General features: G+C 32.8%; 12 protein-coding genes. 8 read left to right on the top strand and 4 right to left on the bottom strand.

Translation table 11 applies throughout. From position 1 onward, the window contains the following. A partial coding sequence (locus N4A42_RS00375; RefSeq protein WP_367172435.1) for a WD40/YVTN/BNR-like repeat-containing protein occupies positions 1-1,608 on the bottom strand: 1,608 nt, incomplete at its 3' end. A gap of 68 nt (positions 1,609-1,676) precedes the next feature. Next, positions 1,677-2,714, bottom strand: coding sequence for a ferrochelatase (gene hemH / locus N4A42_RS00370; RefSeq protein WP_294068410.1), 1,038 nt, complete (start codon positions 2,712-2,714; stop codon positions 1,677-1,679). A 269-nt stretch (positions 2,715-2,983) separates the two neighbouring features. On the opposite strand from hemH, the gene N4A42_RS00365 reads away from it, so the two are divergent. Then, positions 2,984-6,520: a TraB/GumN family protein gene (locus N4A42_RS00365; RefSeq protein WP_294068408.1), complete on the top strand. Its 3,537-nt coding sequence runs from the start codon at positions 2,984-2,986 to the stop codon at positions 6,518-6,520. A gap of 2 nt (positions 6,521-6,522) precedes the next feature. Here the strand turns inward: N4A42_RS00365 and N4A42_RS00360 are convergent, their stop codons facing one another. Then, positions 6,523-7,422 carry a helix-turn-helix transcriptional regulator gene (locus tag N4A42_RS00360; protein ID WP_294068406.1) on the bottom strand — a complete coding sequence of 300 codons (900 nt, stop codon included), beginning with the start codon at positions 7,420-7,422 and terminating at the stop codon, positions 6,523-6,525. A gap of 215 nt (positions 7,423-7,637) precedes the next feature. Between N4A42_RS00360 and hemA the strand changes: the two genes are divergently transcribed. The 6 genes from hemA to hemF all read left to right on the top strand — a co-directional run bounded on the left by hemA (position 7,638) and on the right by hemF (position 13,948). Beyond that, a complete protein-coding gene (hemA, locus tag N4A42_RS00355; protein WP_294068404.1) occupies positions 7,638-8,888 on the top strand; it encodes a glutamyl-tRNA reductase in 1,251 nt (416 codons plus the stop codon). Continuing rightward, positions 8,881-10,461, top strand: coding sequence for a hydroxymethylbilane synthase (gene hemC, locus N4A42_RS00350; protein ID WP_294068403.1), 1,581 nt, complete (start codon positions 8,881-8,883; stop codon positions 10,459-10,461). The genes hemA and hemC overlap by 8 nt, the downstream gene beginning before the upstream one ends. Before the next feature lie 65 nt (positions 10,462-10,526). Continuing rightward, positions 10,527-11,558, top strand: coding sequence for a uroporphyrinogen decarboxylase (gene hemE, locus N4A42_RS00345; RefSeq protein ID WP_294068401.1), 1,032 nt, complete (start codon positions 10,527-10,529; stop codon positions 11,556-11,558). A gap of 165 nt (positions 11,559-11,723) precedes the next feature. Further along, positions 11,724-12,506, top strand: coding sequence for an EI24 domain-containing protein (locus N4A42_RS00340; RefSeq protein WP_294068399.1), 783 nt, complete (start codon positions 11,724-11,726; stop codon positions 12,504-12,506). Then, the gene (locus N4A42_RS00335) at positions 12,506-13,042 is read left to right on the top strand and encodes a GNAT family protein (protein WP_294068397.1); all 537 of its coding nucleotides are present in this window, start codon (positions 12,506-12,508) and stop codon (positions 13,040-13,042) included. Before N4A42_RS00340 ends, N4A42_RS00335 begins: the two co-directional genes overlap by 1 nt. 3 nt (positions 13,043-13,045) lie before the next feature. Then, entirely contained in the window at positions 13,046-13,948 is a 903-nt protein-coding gene (gene hemF, locus N4A42_RS00330) for an oxygen-dependent coproporphyrinogen oxidase (RefSeq protein WP_294068395.1), read from the top strand. On the opposite strand, the gene N4A42_RS00325 is transcribed toward hemF, so the two are convergent. Then, positions 13,949-16,585: a DEAD/DEAH box helicase family protein gene (locus tag N4A42_RS00325; RefSeq protein ID WP_294068393.1), complete on the bottom strand. Its 2,637-nt coding sequence runs from the start codon at positions 16,583-16,585 to the stop codon at positions 13,949-13,951. It lies immediately after the preceding gene. 79 nt (positions 16,586-16,664) lie between these two features. Between N4A42_RS00325 and hemB the strand changes: the two genes are divergently transcribed. Beyond that, on the top strand, positions 16,665-17,569 hold a 905-nt coding region (gene hemB, locus N4A42_RS00320), incomplete at its 3' end, for a porphobilinogen synthase (protein ID WP_294068391.1).

Raw genomic sequence — 17,569 nt, 5'->3', positions numbered from 1 at the left:
TTCAGGATCATTTCGAGTTAAATCTGGACTAATAATATCCCAAGATTGCCCTTCATTTTCAGTAACGTGTACATGATTTGAAAAGGTATACAATCGATTTGGGTTATGCTTAGAAAATATAATAGGGAAGTTCCATTGGAAGCGATATTTCATCCCTTCTGCGCCATGACCCATTGGATTATCTGGCCACACATTAATTGCTCTAACGGTTCCTGTTTTGTGATTTACTCGAGTTAAAAACCCATCATAACTTCCTCCATAAACAATATCATTATTCTCAGGATCTACTGCAATATGAGCAGATTCTCCTCCAGCTGTACTTTCCCAGTCATCTTCATCTATACTCCAACCATCCGTACGATGTGACATTCGTATCGCAGAATTATCTTGTTGCGCTACATAAATACGATAGGGAAAATGATTATCTGTAGTCACTCTATAAAACTGTGAGGTTGGTTGGTTATGATAAGTTGACCATGTTTCGCCACCATCATAAGTTACTTGTGCTCCACCATCATCACCAATTACCATACGATCTGGATTTTCTGGTGCTATCCATAAATCGTGATGATCTCCATGTGGTGCATTATGTGTACTGAATGTTTTTCCACCATCTTCACTTTTATGATAACGTACATTCAGCACATACACTTTATCTACATCTTTGGTATCTGCATACACGCGTGTGTAATACCATGCACGTTGACGTAATTTACGCTCGCTATTTACCTGTTTCCAAGTATTTCCACCATCTTCACTTCGATATAAACCACCTTTATCTTTATTCTCCACAATTGCCCAAACACGTTGGTTATTCACTGGTGATACTGTCACTCCAATAATTCCTAAAGTATCTGTTGGAAATCCAGAGTTTTTTGAAATTTCTTTCCAAGTTTTTCCACTATCTGTACTTTTCCAAAGCGCAGAACCGTCACCTCCAGAACTCAAACTATAAGGTGTGCGTTGCACACGCCAAGTAGAAGCATAAATAATTCTTGGATTAGTTGGATCTACCATTAAATCTACAACTCCAGACTGTTCATTAGAAAATAAAATTTTCTTCCAACTCTTTCCGCCATCTGTACTTTTATACAATCCTCTATCTTGAGTTGGCTTATAGATATTTCCTAAAACACCTGCATATACAATATCTGAATCGGTTGGATGTACAGCAATTCTTGGAATATGTCTGGAATTTTCTAAACCAGATTGCTGCCATGTTTTTCCTGCATCTACACTTTTCCATACACCATATCCCGAAGACACATTTCCACGAACCGTTTTTTCTCCACCTCCAACATAAATCACATTTGGATCGCTTTTAGAAACTGTAATTGCTCCAATACTTCCACCGAAGAAACCATCGGAAATATTTTCCCATTCGCGTCCTCCATTAGTCGTTTTCCAAATACCACCACCTGTAGCTCCAAAGTAAAAAAGGTTAGGCTGATTTGGCACACCTGTTACCGCAGCACTACGTCCACCTCTAAATGGTCCAATAAGTCGATATTCTAAAGCTGAATATTGGTTTTCGTCAAAGTTTTGAGCAATAAGATCTGCACTTAAAATTGAGATGCAAACGATTAAAAATAATTTTAAAAATCGCATATTTTAATGAGTTGGTTAACTTTCCTAAAATTACGGATATTCCTTAAATAAAATTAAGATCCCAATAGTTAAACCAAAACAGAATTGGAGGCCGTCCATTCTTCAACCATGTTCACAAGAACTTGAGCAAAATCATCTCTGTCATTTAAACATGGTATAACTGTAAACTCCTTGCCTCCCACTTCATGAAAAATTTCCTCACCTTCCATTGCAATCTCCTCTAGGGTTTCTAAGCAATCACTAACAAAAGCCGGAGTAACAATTGCCATTTTCTTTACACCTTCTTTACCCATACGCTCAATAGTACGATCTGTATAAGGTTTTAACCATGGATCAAACCCTAATCTCGACTGAAATGTAGTAGAATAAGTATCGTTTTTTAGTTTTAGTTTTTTAGCAATATTAACCGTAGTTATTTCGCATTGATGACGATAACAAAACTCATGTTGTAGGCTTCCCATTTTAAAACAGCACTTACCATTCATTTTACAGTTTCCGTTAGAAATATCACTTTTTCTAATATGACGCTCAGGAACTCCATGATAACTAAAAAGAATATGTTCGTAATCTAAACCTTCAAGTTTTTCACCAATACTCTTAGCTAGCACATCTATATAATCTGCTCTATGGTAAAACGCAGGTGTTCTTGTGATTTTTAAATTCGGGAAAAACTCTGCCACCAATTCGTCAACCTTCACATCAATTGTTTCGGTTGTTGCCATAGCAAATTGTGGATATAACGGAATGGTCTTTACCTCAGTACAGCCTTTATCAACAAGTTCTTGAAGCCCTTTTTTTATGCTCATACTTCCATAACGCATCGCTAAAGCCACAGGATAATCAACTCGTTTTTGAACTTTTTCCTGAAGTCTTTCAGACAAAACAATTAAAGGAGAACCTTCATCCCACCAAATCTTTTGATAGGCAGCTGCAGAAGCTTTAGGTCTTGTGTTTAAAATTATTCCTTTAACTAATATGGTACGTGCCCAAAGCGGAACATCTATAACACGCTCATCCATTAAAAATTCACCTAAATATTTTTTCACATCCTTTGGGTTAGGACTATCTGGTGAACCTAAATTAACTAATAAAATTCCTTTTGACATTGTTTTCTTTTTCCAAAGCAAAAATACAACGCTTTTGTAATACTAAACAATACTAGACATTGGTTTTAGTTATTATAGTATTTAAAATACCGTTTTTAATTTTTTGAAGTTACCCTAATTAAGACACATCATCTATTATGCACTTTTTTTTAACGAGTTTTAGAAATTGTCTATGGCTATTTCAATGATTTAAATATCTTTACGAGTCGTGACACTTAACAAAATCGCAAACCAAAAGCATTGGTTCAACACAAAAGATTCCCATTTCTATGAGAAAAACACATCTAAAAAAAATTCTTACAGCTTTAATATTCACAGTTTCTATAACTGCCTTTGCCCAACAAAAATACCAAAGCTTACTTTGGAAAATTACTGGTAATGGTTTAGAAAAACCATCTTACCTCTACGGAACAATGCATGTGAGTAAAAAAGTAGCTTTTAGACTAGATGATGTCTTTTATAAAGCTTTAAATGAAAGCGATTGCATAGCCTTAGAATCTGACCCTAAAACCTGGCCTGGTTTTAATTATGATATGATGGTTAATGAAATGAGTAATTACAACAATTATCGTGTTGGTTTTTACACCAATCTTTTTAAACTAACGCATCCTGAAGAAATGGCTGTGAGAGCTTCAGTAAGAATGGATAATGGTGCCGTAAATGCCTATTTGTACAGAAAAAATAATGCTGCTGACAATTTTGAAGAAGAGACTTATTTAGATATGTTTATCTATCAAGCAGGTAAAAAAAATGAAAAAGAAATTTTTGGATTAGAAGACTTAGCAGAATCGCGATATTTAACCACTAAAGCTGCGTACAACGCCAATAAAAAAGACATAGAGCCTTGGTTACAAAAACTATACACTAAAGAAAACCCTTATCTTATTCAAGAAAATCTTTATCGCGATAGAAACTTAGATCTATTAGATTCTATTGGAGCTGGCTCTAACACAGAATTCTACAGAGAAAACATGCTCTTTATTAGAAATGAAAACATGGTAAACTCGTTAGTTGATCTTATGCCAAAAAAATCAGTTTTTGCTGGTGTTGGCGCTGCACATCTACCTGGTGATAAAGGCATGATCAACATGTTACGTCAACGTGGCTATACTGTTATAGCATTAACATCTGAACAAACAGGTTTTAGTAAGACCGAAAAAACCAAACTCGATAGCCTTTTTGTAAATCCTATACTCAAAAAACACAAAACACCTGATGGCTTTTTAGAGTTAAACACATATGATAAATTACGTGAATTCTCTTATGCTGGGCAAAAGTATTATCTCGACCCAGATATGACCAACGGAGCTTATTTAACCGTCAATAGAATAAGCCGCTTTATGTACTTGCCCAACGAAAAGGACAACATGACACTTAAGGATATTGATGATTTATTATACGAGGACATTCCTGGAGATATTGTAAAAAAAGAAGAATTAAAAGACCCTTATCCTGGAATAAGCATTGTCAATAAAACCAAAAAGGGAGAATTTCAAAAATATCACATCTACCAGACACCTTTAGAAATTATCATTATAAAGTATGCTGGTCGTAGTGATTTTGTATTACAGCATCAAGACAAAGTTTTTAACTCTATTACTTTAAAAACACCTTCAGACTCTAATACACTTTTTGTATCTCCTAACAAAAAGTTTCAGGTTGATTTCCCAGAATATTACATCACTAGTAATATGAAAAACAAAGGAAAAAAGTTATTAGAAGGCTATAAAAACGATGCTTATTATTTTGTAGAGGAAGCATCATTACACGATTTAGATTATATTGAAGAAGACAGCTTTGAGGCAAAATATTTTCACCATGCGCTTTACTTAAACTACAAACTCCAAGAAGCCGAAGGAGGCTTTAAAAAGGGTATTTACAAAACTTACGAGTCTCGTGCTGTTTTAGACTCTACCTCTAATAAAAACCTTCACCTTAAAACCATCATAAAAGATGCCAACTACTATCTATTAGGTTATGTTGGTAAAAACGAAGCTGATAAAACAGCATTTTTTAAGTCTTTTAAATTCAATACAACTGATTACTCTGGTTTTGAAAAAGTAGTTGACACCTCATTACATTTCTCTGTAAACACTAACACCAAAGCACCAACACCAAACCCATATAGCTACGGAATGTATGGCAATAATAGTGATGACAAAGAATACGAAGAAAAAATAAAATCTACCACCTATTCTACTACAGCTAATGAACAAATAGAAATTTCGAGGAAAAAATTTCATGATTTACAAATGTATCACAACGTAGATAGCCTATGGGCAGAAATAGAACGAAAAACACAAGGAGCAACACGCTATTATACTCCAAAAAAGAAATTTCAAATTTCTAATCGTTTAAAATCAAAGAAAGATAACATTTACTCCTATGCTTTTACTTATACCGACTCCAACAGTGCTAAGCAAGTAATGGTTAAAAACATTTTAAAAGAAGGAGTCCTTTTTGAACTAAAAACCTTAATAGACTCTATAAATGGACCTTCAAAATTTATAACAGAGTTTTACGATTCTTTTACACCAATAGACACCTTAATGGGTAAAGATGTACTTAAAGACAAAACCAAACAATTTTTTGAAGCTCTAAAGAAGAATGATAGTATTATTTTAGAATCTTACAATCTTGTAAAATTCAAAAAACATAACAGCAAAGATATTACTTCGATTTTAAAGGATTTTGAATTTAAAAAAGAACGCCTAAACATTAAATCACATTTGGCTAGCGAGCTTGTAGAAATTGACTTAAAAAATAACTTAGACTTTATTAAGCAGTTGTATTATGATAGCTACTCAGACCCTCAAACGCAGTCTGCAATTTTAGAAGGCTTATTCGATTCTAAGAAAAAAGAGAATTTTAAATTGGCAATGGATTTAATGGAACGCGATCTTCCTTTAGGCGGCATAGGTGGTATTTTTTACAGTTACTACAGAAAAGACTCCTTAAAACTAAAAGCAGATTTATTCCCTAAAATATTACAATACAGCACTATTAGCGAATACAAACAACCACTCTATAACCTTTTAGCTCGCGTAAAAGATTCCGGTTTAATAAAACTAAAAACTTACAGCAAATACAAAAATCAAATTATTAACGATGGTAAAATTGAAGTAAAACGTAGCCTAAGCAATAATGGCTATGGCTACAATTCATATTCCGATGATTTATCAACCTACGTTAATCTTATTTTTCCTTATAGAAAAGAACGAACAGCAAAAGATTTCTTTGAAAAAATGCTTAATGTAGATGACACATCTGCCTTGGTAAGATACTATGTTTTATTAACTCAGAATAAAGAGGAAATACCAGAAGAACTAAAAGAAAAGCTGGAAAATGATGAAGAAAACCAATACAATCTTTTAGAAGAACTTAACGACGCAGAATTATTTAATAAAATAAAATCACTCAATATAAGTCAGCAACAATTTGCCAAATCTAAACTTCTGGCTCATGCCAATTACGAAAAAGAAAAAGACTCGGTTAATTTTATTATGAAACGTGATTTTAAAACAGATAAAGGTAAAGATGCTGTAATGTATTTCTTTAAAATAGATAAGAATGATGAGTATTCTGGCAAGTCTGAAGTACTACATTATATTTCATTTATTAAACCAAAAGACGCTAATAAATTGGTAATAGATTTCTACGATAAATCTAACAATTATGGCACTACAGTAGATGAAACCAAAGAACTAGAAGAACAATACGAAGAAATCATCAACTTAGCCATTTACAAAGACCGAAAACGCGTTACACCAAGTTCTCGAGGCTATAATGGATATTATGATTATTAATTTTAACTCGACGCCTGAATATACTTTTTAGGCGTCGTTCCAAATTTCTTTTTAAAAGCAGCTATAAAATGACTTGCTGTACTATAACCTACCTTAAGACCAACTTCATTTACATTATAGTCGCCAGACTCTAAGAGTTTACGCGCCACTTCCATTTTATAATCAAATAAAAAACCATAAACCGTATCTCCATAAATCTGCTTAAAGCCTTCTTTAAGTTTTTTAAGACTTAGGTCTACTTCTTTAGCCAATTCTTTAAGACTTGGTGGTTCTGCCATATTAGCAATAATAATGTCTTTGGCTTTTTTTAGCTTAGACACATTAACTTCATCAACTAAAAAAGGACATTGCTCTATATCTGCGTCTTCATTTCTATTAAAATACAGACTTAACAACTCGTATACTTTACCTTTAAAATAAAGCGGCTTAATAGAATTATTAAGATTAAAACTTATCAACTGATTTAAAACTACTGCCATAGACGGATTAATTTTTCCATCCGTGTAGTATTTTTTGTCTTTATTTTCTTCAGACAAAAAGGTAACATAATTAGCATCTTGAGAAAACAACGCATGAAACATTTTTATTGGCATAACAAAAGACACTAACCAAGAATGAGGCTCTAATTCTAAATGTATAGGTAAGTCGCGTTGCGGATTATATAATAACAAAGAGGTTTCTTCTTTTATATTGAGCACATAAGCTCCATTATTAAACATAAAATCAGCCGAACCTTTAGTACAAAAATGAAATTGAACATAAGTACTATCAATTTCTCGCTCAATAATTTCAACGACATTATTTTCGTTTTTATGAGTTAACACAAAAAAACCATCTTCTATAAAAGTTTCGTCAAAAGCACCTTTAGCGACACTTTTTGAAGGCTTATTTTCAAAATTCATATTGTTCTTATTTAGATTCGTTCTAAACAAAGAGCCAAAAACCCCTTGATTTTACTGCAAAAATATGACATAAATCATATTTTATAAAAAAATAAACTAAAAAACCCAGAAACGATACTTTATGTTCTTTTATCGTTATTTTTTTTATTGTAACAAATATACATTTGTCTCGTAAGCTTAAAAGAAACTATTTTCTTGTCAGGTAAAATAAGCAAATGCAACAACACAAAAACACATATTTTTATGCCATAGGTCTCAGTTATCAAAAAGCTGATGCCGAAGTTAGAGGACACTTTAGTTTAAGTGATACCGGAAAACAAAATTTATTGGCAGAAGCCAAACAAAATAGTATAGAAAGTTTGGTTGTTATTTCTACTTGTAACCGTACCGAACTTTATGGTTTTGCAGAACATCCTTATCAATTAATTAAGTTGCTTTGTGATAACACAAAAGGAACTATTGAACAGTTTAAAGATGTAGCCTATATACACAAAGGTAAAGATGCTATTCATCATATGTTTAGAGTTGGCTCTGGTTTAGACAGTCAAATTCTAGGTGATTTTGAAATTATAAGTCAATTAAAATCTGCAACTAGAGCTTCTAAAGCGGTAGGATTATTAAATTCTTTTTCAGAACGCCTTGTTAATTCGGTTATTCAAGCAAGTAAGCGTATTAAAAACGAAACTAAGTTGTCATCAGGTGCTACATCTGTATCTTTTGCTGCTGTGCAATACATTATGAATAACATTCAGAATGTATCAGAAAAAAACATCCTACTTTTTGGTACTGGAAAAATTGGACGTAATACTTGTGAAAACCTTGTGAAACACACAAAAAATTCGCACATTACACTGATTAACAGAACTAAAACTAAAGCAGAAGAAGTAGCTGGTAAATTTAATCTTGTTGTTAAAGATTATGAAAATCTTCAAGAAGAGATTAATAATTCAGACATCGTTATTGTTGCTACAGGAGCTCAAAATCCCACAGTTTATAAATCTATAATTACAACCGAAAAACCATTATTAATTTTAGATTTATCAATACCTAAAAATGTAAATGATGACGTAAAAGAGTTAAACAATCTATCTTTAGTTCACATGGATGATTTAGCTAAAATTACGGATGACACTTTAGAAAATCGAAAAGCTTTTATACCAGAAGCAGAAGCTATTATTGATGAAATCATGGCAGACTTTAATATGTGGTTAAATACATTAAAGTTTGTACCAACAATTCAGGCCTTAAAACATAAGCTTACCGATTTAAAAAACTCAGAATTAAATACACAGCGCAAAAAAATAGCTGATTTTAATGAAGATCAGGCAGAAATGATCACCAATAACATTATTCAAAAAATCACCAATCAGTTTGCGCATCATTTTAGAGTAGATAATGATACTTCAGATGAGAGTATAGAGCTCATCAAAAAAATATTTCAGTTAGAAACTTCAGAAAATGTCTAAGATTATTCGCATTGGCACACGAGATAGCCAATTGGCTATGTGGCAAGCAAAAACTGTTCAATCTCAACTTGAACAACTAGGTCATAAAACCGTTTTAGTTCCTGTAAAATCTACAGGAGACATTGTACTAGACAAGCCACTTTATGAGCTTGGTATTACAGGAATCTTTACAAAAACTTTAGACATTGCAATGCTCAATGAAGATATTGATATTGCAGTACATTCCCTTAAAGATGTACCAACCATATTGCCTAAAGGTATTGTGCAAGCCGCAGTAATTAAACGCGGCAATGTAAACGACACACTGGTTTTTAAAAAAAATGAAGAATTCTTATCTGCCAAAGATGCTGTTATTGCAACTGGTAGTTTAAGAAGACGTGCACAATGGCTTAACCGTTATCCTACACATAAAGTTGAAAATATTCGTGGTAATGTAAACTCAAGATTGCAAAAGCTTGAAGACAACGAACATTGGAATGCTGCTATTTTTGCAGCTGCTGGCATAGGCAGACTAAACATTAGACCAGAAAATGCTATCAATTTACATTGGATGATTCCTGCACCAGCACAAGGAGCTGTTATGGTTACAGCCTTAGAAAAAGATGAAGAAATCAGAAATATATGTGCTGAAATAAATCATGAAGAAACAGAAATTGCAACTTCAATAGAACGAGAGTTTCTTAATCGACTAGAAGGAGGTTGTACTGCACCAATTGGTGCCTTAGCATATATTAAAAATGATGAGGTTAACTTTAAAGGTATTCTTTTAAGTAAAGATGGTACCAAAAAAATAGAAATAGCTAAAGTTGTGCCTTTAGGCAAACATGATGATTTGGCTGAGTTTTGTGCAAATTATATCATTGACAAAGGTGGCAAAACACTTATAGATCAATTACAACGTAGTGACAAAACCACTAATATCTATTCTACTAAAAAACTAACCGACGACCAAACATTATTGTTTCATAATGATGTTGTAGCGGATAGTAATGACGCTATAAAAATTAGTTTAAATCGTATCCCAAAAACAGTTATTCGTAACGAAATTAAAAACGTAATTATTACAAGCAAAAACACGGTTGAAGCTTTATTAACTAACTTTTCTGCAACAGAATTACAATTTAAAAACATCTATTGCGTAGGTAGACGCACCAAACGCATGGTAGAAAATCGTATTGGTAATGTTACACATACAGAAGCTAATGCTAAAAAACTAGCAGAATACTTAGCTAATCATTTAAATAATGAAGAAGTCACTTATTTTTGTAGTGATTTGCGTTTAGATGATTTACCAAATATTTTAGCCAAAACCAACATCACTGTAAACGAAATTGAAGCCTATCAAACCAAGTTTGATGCAGATAAAATTGAAAACAATTTAGATGGCATTATGTTTTATAGCCCATCAACTGTAGAAAGCTTCTTAAAGCAGAACAAAGCAAATGGTATTGCTTTTTGTATTGGAGAAACCACAGCAAAAGCTGCTAAACAATATTTTGAAGATGTACGTATAGCTAAAGCACCTACTGTTGAGAGTGTTATTGAGTTGGTGAATTCGCACTACGTGCAATAGCAGAAATCTTAAAAAATTAAGTTACAATTAAACTAGATTCTTGCCTTCGCAGGAATGACAAAACTATGATAAAGAACGATTTATACCTAAGAGCATTAAAAGGAGAAACTGTTGAACGTCCACCAGTTTGGATGATGCGACAAGCTGGTCGTTATCTACCTGAATTTATGGAGATTAAAGCTAAGTACGATTTCTTTACACGTTGTCGTACTCCTGAATTGGCTAGTGAAATTACAGTACAACCTATTCGTCGTTACGGAATGGATGCAGCAATTTTGTTTTCGGACATCTTAGTTATTCCACAAGCTATGAATATTGAGGTAGAAATGAAGCCTAATTTTGGACCATACCTGCCTAATCCTATTCGTTCTCAAAAAGATGTAGACAACGTTATTGTTCCAGATGTACATGTAGAACTCGACTACGTCATGCAAGCAATTAAAGCTACTAAAGAGTTATTAAATAACGACATCCCATTAATTGGATTTGCTGGTTCTCCTTGGACCATTTTATGTTATTGTGTACAAGGACAAGGCAGTAAAAACTTTGACAAGGCTAAAGAATTTTGTTTTACAAATCCTATTGCGGCTCATGGTTTACTCCAAAAAATAACCGATACTACAATAGCTTATTTAAAAGCAAAAGTAGCTACTGGTTGTAATGCTGTACAAATATTTGATTCTTGGGGAGGCATGTTATCTCCTGTAGATTATCAAGAATTTTCATGGCAATACATTAATCAAATTATAGAAGCTTTAAAAGATGATGCTCCTGTAATTGCCTTTGGTAAAGGTTGTTGGTTTGCTCTAGGCGAAATGGCAAAATCTAATGCTGCTGCTTTGGGTATAGACTGGACATGCTCACCACAAAACGCTCGTTATTTAACAGGTGGCAACATTACTTTACAAGGTAATTTTGATCCAACTCGTTTATTTTCTCCACCATCTGAAATTAAAAAAATGGTACATCAGATGATTAATGATTTCGGAAAAGATAAATACATTGTAAATTTAGGTCATGGTATTTTACCTAATATTCCGTTAGATAATGCCAAAGCATTTATTGACGCTGTTAAGGAATATAGAAGTCCATCTTAACCTTCTCCTCTTATGCACTCAACATAGTAGTTAGTCTTTTTAAGGCTAAAAATAGAGGCTTAAGTGAAGTAATCAAATGGTTTAAATCCTTGTAACAATTAAATATGTTTAGCGTCATATCTTATATAAGTTGAACTAAAAAACTCCTATTTCTTAGGAAATATTATGATACAAAACATATTTAGAGGTTTACAAGTTTACACAGGTGCCTATGGCTTAATTTCAAAATTGAAATTATGGAAATACTTTATAATTCCTGTTATTATTAGCGTTATTGTTTTTGCTATGATTTTTGTTTCGGCTTACGGATTATCTGATAATCTTGGCGAATGGATTGCTGGTATTTGGATTTGGGAATTTGGCAAAGCAACCTTTACAGCAATTTCAACATTTATAGGAGGCATTGTCATCTTTGCTATCGGACTTATTCTTTATAAACACATCATTATGGCATTATCATCGCCATTTATGAGTCCTGTTTCAGAGAAAATAGAAGCTTATTTTACAGGTAAACCAGCCAAGAACTATGTGAATACCAATTTTTCAAAACAATTAGTTAGAGGTGTTAGAATAGGTCTTAGAAACCTCTCTAAAGAGTTACTTTATACCATTCCTATTTTAATTTTAAAGTTTATACCAATAGTTAATATATTTTCAACAGCATTATTGTTTTTAGTACAAGCTTATTATGCTGGCTTCACCAATATGGATTACACATTAGAACGTCATTTTAAATATAAAGAAAGTGTGGCTTTTATTAGACAACACAGAGGCTTAGCTATAGGTAATGGTATTGGATTTTTACTTTTATTATTAATTCCTGTTGTTGGAGTCATCCTAGTTTTACCATTAAGTGTAACCTCAGCATCAGTAATCGCTGTTGACCTACTATTTGATGACGATGAAGAAATTGGTTTTGAACCTTTTGACAAAATTGAATTAAGCTAATGGTAACTCAGTTTGAAGATTTTGAGATTAGTGCTATACATGAAGGTGATGCTTGGAAAATTTGTGATCTTATAGTAACAAATCAAGATCGATTTAAACGTTATTTTCCTAAAACTTTAGAGCAAAATTTAAACCCTACTTTGTCTCAATTATTTGTTCAGAAAAAGGTGAAACAATTTAAAAACAAAGAAGAATTTCTTTTTACTTTAAAACATTCTGAAACAAGAACACTCATTGGTCTCATATACATTAAAGAACTCGATTGGAAAATAAAGCAAGGCGAATATGCTTATTGTATTGACTATTCTTATAAAGGTCAAGGCATAATGACTAAAGCCATTGCCAAACTTTCAGAATATGCTTTTGAAGATTTAGGACTAGAAACACTTCAAATTATAGTCCATAAAAACAATTTAGGAAGTGTAAATGTCGCTACAAATAATAATTTTGTGTGGCAAAAAACTATAGTAAACGGTTATACTCCTCCTAATGAAGAGCCATTAGACATGGAGTTATATGAATTATACAAATCATAAGTTTTGAAAGACAAATTTTACAATTATATACAACAGTTGCAAGACACCATAACTTCTAAATTAGAAGCTGTAGATGGTAAAGCTAAATTTCAACAAGATCTTTGGAAACGACCAGAAGGCGGAGGTGGAAGAACACGTGTTATTGAAAACGGAAATGTATTTGAAAAAGGCGGAGTAAACATCTCTGCTGTACATGGTAAATTGCCAGACAGCATGCAAAACTATTTTGGTGTAAAAGATGCTAACTTTTTTGCTTGTGGTCTAAGTTTGGTAATACATCCTAAAAGCCCAATGGTGCCAACAGTGCATGCTAATTGGCGTTATTTTGAAATGTATAACCAAGATGGTGACATAGTAGACCAATGGTTTGGTGGCGGACAAGATTTAACTCCATACTATTTATTTGAAGAAGATGCTAGGCATTTTCATAAGGTTTGCAAAACAGCATGCGATAAACACAATACTGAGTTTTATCCTAAATACAAAGCTAGATGTGACGAATACTTCTATAATTCGCACAGAAATGAAGCACGTGGTATTGGTGGTTTATTTTTTGATTATTGCAAGAAAACTGATGACATGAGTATGCAAAACTGGTACGATTTTGTTACCGAAATTGGTGATAGTTTTTTAGAAGCTTATGCACCTATTGTTGAAAAACGAAAAAACTTACCATACACTCAAGATCATCGTAATTGGCAGGAAATTCGTCGTGGACGTTATGTAGAATTTAATCTTGTACACGATAAGGGCACTTTATTTGGATTAAAAACCAACGGAAGGATTGAGAGTATTTTAATGAGTCTTCCACCTCATGTACAATGGGTTTATGACCATCATCCTGAAAAAGGAAGTGAAGAAGAAAAGCTGATTGAGGTTTTACAAAACCCTAAGGGTTGGGTATAGTTACTTCCAAACCGTTAGAGAATTTAATTTGTTTTTTAATTCGTTAGTATGATGAAATAGTCTTGCTTTTAGCAACAAGCGTCTTCCTTCTGGTTGGCGCGTGAACACTAATTTGCTCATTCCCATATATCGCAACCAATACTTATAAAACAACTGAGCGTCTTTCTTGTTTTTTCCAAAAGCTTCAGGAACAGGATAAAAATTTTCAATATTAAGTCCTTTCTTAAAAAAATTGGTGCTGATAATAATATATCGCGGAGACTTTACAGGCTCTAAAAGCTCTGTAAGTGTTTTTAAGAAAAAAGCTTCTTCGTAATTATTCGCTCCTTTTAAATTACAAATAACCACGCCATTATATAACTTTTCGGTATGAACATGCACTTCACTTCTCTTTGTATTCAATAAGTTCATTTCATCCATAGTTTCTAAAATAGCTAATCCCATGTTTTTAAGTTTTTTATGCACAAAACCATGTCTTAAATAATAGACTGTTAGTTTATACAGCTTATGACCAAAAAACGCTAATGCTATTAAACCAATAAGCTTCATTCCAGATAAAAGCTTTTGATCTAGGGTTAAGTTTAATGCTAAAGTGATGGTTCCTAAAAAAAAGATGAGCAGTATGAGTATAATTTCTATCATCACCAATCGCGATGCCTTAGCATAATATTTTTTTTTCTCCGCCTCAAACTCTGGTTTTTTATAATCCTGAAGCTGTAGTTGTCGTGTTAACTTACTACCATCTCCAATAGATTGCTTCCATTGTGTAGATGTATTATTCCGTTTAACAGAATGTGCTATAGTGGCAGCATTTAATCCGTGAATAGCATCTGCGGTAATTTGTTGCGGAATGTCTAGCCGCTCATAACCGTTAGTTATAAAAGGAATCTTTGTATTGGTAACACCAACAAAAGCTTCAAACCTACGTTTTAACAATTCTATTTCTCTACCTCCATTTGCATCTGTCGGGTCTATACATGCCAAATGCCAAATATTGCTCGTCTTTTTAGGCTTGTTGACATCTCTTCTTATAGCTCTTCCTCGCATTTGATTTGAGGATACAAAAGAACCAACAAAAGACGCAAGTATTAAACTATTTATTGATGGTGCATCCCAACCTTCACCCAATAATGCTTTTGTGCCGATAAGCACCTTAATGATACCATCTTCGAACAGCTTTGTAATTACACCTACTATGGTTTTTTTAGATTTTGATGAAGGTGTTACTGTAACAAAATTATCATCAGACTTTAGAGGTGTAAAAATGTATGATTCTCCTTCACCATAACCATTAATAGCATGTATAATAGAATGATGAACAATAACAATACTTCCTGTAAGAACAGCTAAATCTCTATTATTAACAGCACTTGTTCTTATATAATGAAATATAGGTAATACACCTATTTTGTTTATTTGATCTATATCTTGATTTGAAGTGCTTAAAAACTCTTTTCTAACATAATCCGTTAAAACAACACAACTTAGATCGTCGTTAAGCGATAAACGTTCAGAATTAACAATCTCAACAATACTCTCTAATTTACTAGGACTAAAAGCCAGCGATTTATAAAGCACCTCATTGCCAGATAAATTAACTTTGTTTTTTTCAAAGACATTTAGCTTTCTGAGTTGTTTTTCTAAGTCTAATAAGTACGTTTCATGCTGCTCTAAGTTTTCACGATCGGTAACTAATAGGTTATGCAAAAGAGTTTCAATCCAAGTTAAATCTAATCTCGGAAATTGAATATTATCAAACTTATGAATCCCTAATATTTCTAATCGACTTCTATCAATAGGCACATTAATTTCGTTAAGCGTAATTAAAATAGAAGAAAAGAAAGCAACGTTAGAATAAATAGCATCACTATTCTCTAAAGGCTGTTTATAAAAACGATGGTTTTCTAATAAATCAATAAAATCATAATCTTGTAGTAGGCTGTTTTTAAATTCTACTATACCATCTCTATATGCTTTTATATGATGAAGTTCAGACTCGTAAGGCTTTGAGAAATACACAAAATCCTGATGTGGACTTAAATCCTTTTCTCTAATTAAACTTGGCACAGAAATTTCATCGTCAACCTCGCCACATAGCGTAAAATATTTATTAACCTCTAAACTACTACTATCGTAAGGTGGTGTAGCCGTTAAAGCAACAATAAAATATGGATTGCTTTTTTTTAGCGCTATTAAGCAATTCCACCATGCATTTTTTAAATGATGAGCCTCATCTAAAACAAGAGTTTCAATATTGTGACTTTTAAAAAAGTCTAAGAAATCGTCCTTGTTTTCAAAAGATTTATAAAAAGAATGAAGGGATTGATAGGTAGAAAACGTTATATCACTAGGTTGTTTTATGTCTTTGGAAACTGATTTATAAGGTGTGTTCTCCGTAAAAAAAGTTTGTAATCTATCTTGCCATTGGTCTCTAATGGTTAATGTTGGAGCAAGCACTAAAGTTTTCTTTCCTATTCGCCTTAAAATTTCAATTCCTAAAATTGTCTTTCCAGAACCTGGAGGTGCAATAACATGAAAATGATGGTCTGAAATATGACTATCAAAATTCTTTAAAAGTGTTTGCTGGTAGCTTCTCCAAGGAAATTTAAATTCTAAAACACTAAAGGATTCTAACAATTGAAAGTGACTTTAAATTGATTAACTTTGTACTTGCTAAAAATAAGCATAATCAATATCATTTTAGAGTTTAAAAACTATGTTTCCAATTAGAAGAAATCGAAGACTAAGATCAAACGAAGCCATAAGAAGTTTAGTAAGAGAAACCATTATAACACCTAATGACTTTTTAGTACCACTATTTATAGTTGAAGGTAAGGGTATAAAAGAAGAAATTGCTTCAATGCCCAATTACTACCGTTATAGTTTAGATTTGCTTAAAGATGAAGTAAAATTACTTTGGAGTTTAGGCTTAAAGTCAGTTTTACTTTTTGTAAAAGTAGACGATGCTCTAAAAGATAATAAAGGTACAGAAGCCTTAAACCCAAATGGATTAATGCAACGTGCTATAAAAACCGTTAAGGATGTTTGTCCTGATATGTTAGTAATGACAGATGTTGCTTTAGATCCATTTTCATCTTATGGTCACGATGGTATTATTGAAAACGGAAAAATTATAAATGATCCTACGGTCGAAGTTTTAGCAGAAATGAGTATTTCTCATGCCGAAGCTGGTGCCGATTTTGTAGCACCAAGCGATATGATGGATGGTAGAATTTTAGGCATTAGAGAAGGTTTAGATCAGTCTAACTTTTTAGATGTTGGTATTATGAGCTATTCAGTAAAATATGCTTCAGCATTTTATGGTCCTTTTAGAGATGCTTTAGATTCTGCTCCTGTAGACATGGTAGATGTACCAAAAGACAAAAAAACCTATCAAATGGATTTTGCCAACAGAGATGAAGCCATAAGAGAAACTGAAATGGATATCAACGAAGGAGCTGACATCGTTATGGTAAAACCTGGTTTAAGCTATCTGGATATTGTACGCGATGTTAGAAATAGTTTTGAAATCCCAATAGCTGTTTATCAGGTTTCTGGTGAATATGCTATGCTTAAGGCTGCTGCTGAAAAGGGCTGGTTAGATCACGATGCTGTAATGCT

This window comes from Winogradskyella sp. (assembly GCF_025210595.1).
Classification (GTDB): Bacteria; Bacteroidota; Bacteroidia; order Flavobacteriales; family Flavobacteriaceae; genus Winogradskyella.
This window is presented reverse-complemented; position numbering and strand designations above follow the sequence as displayed.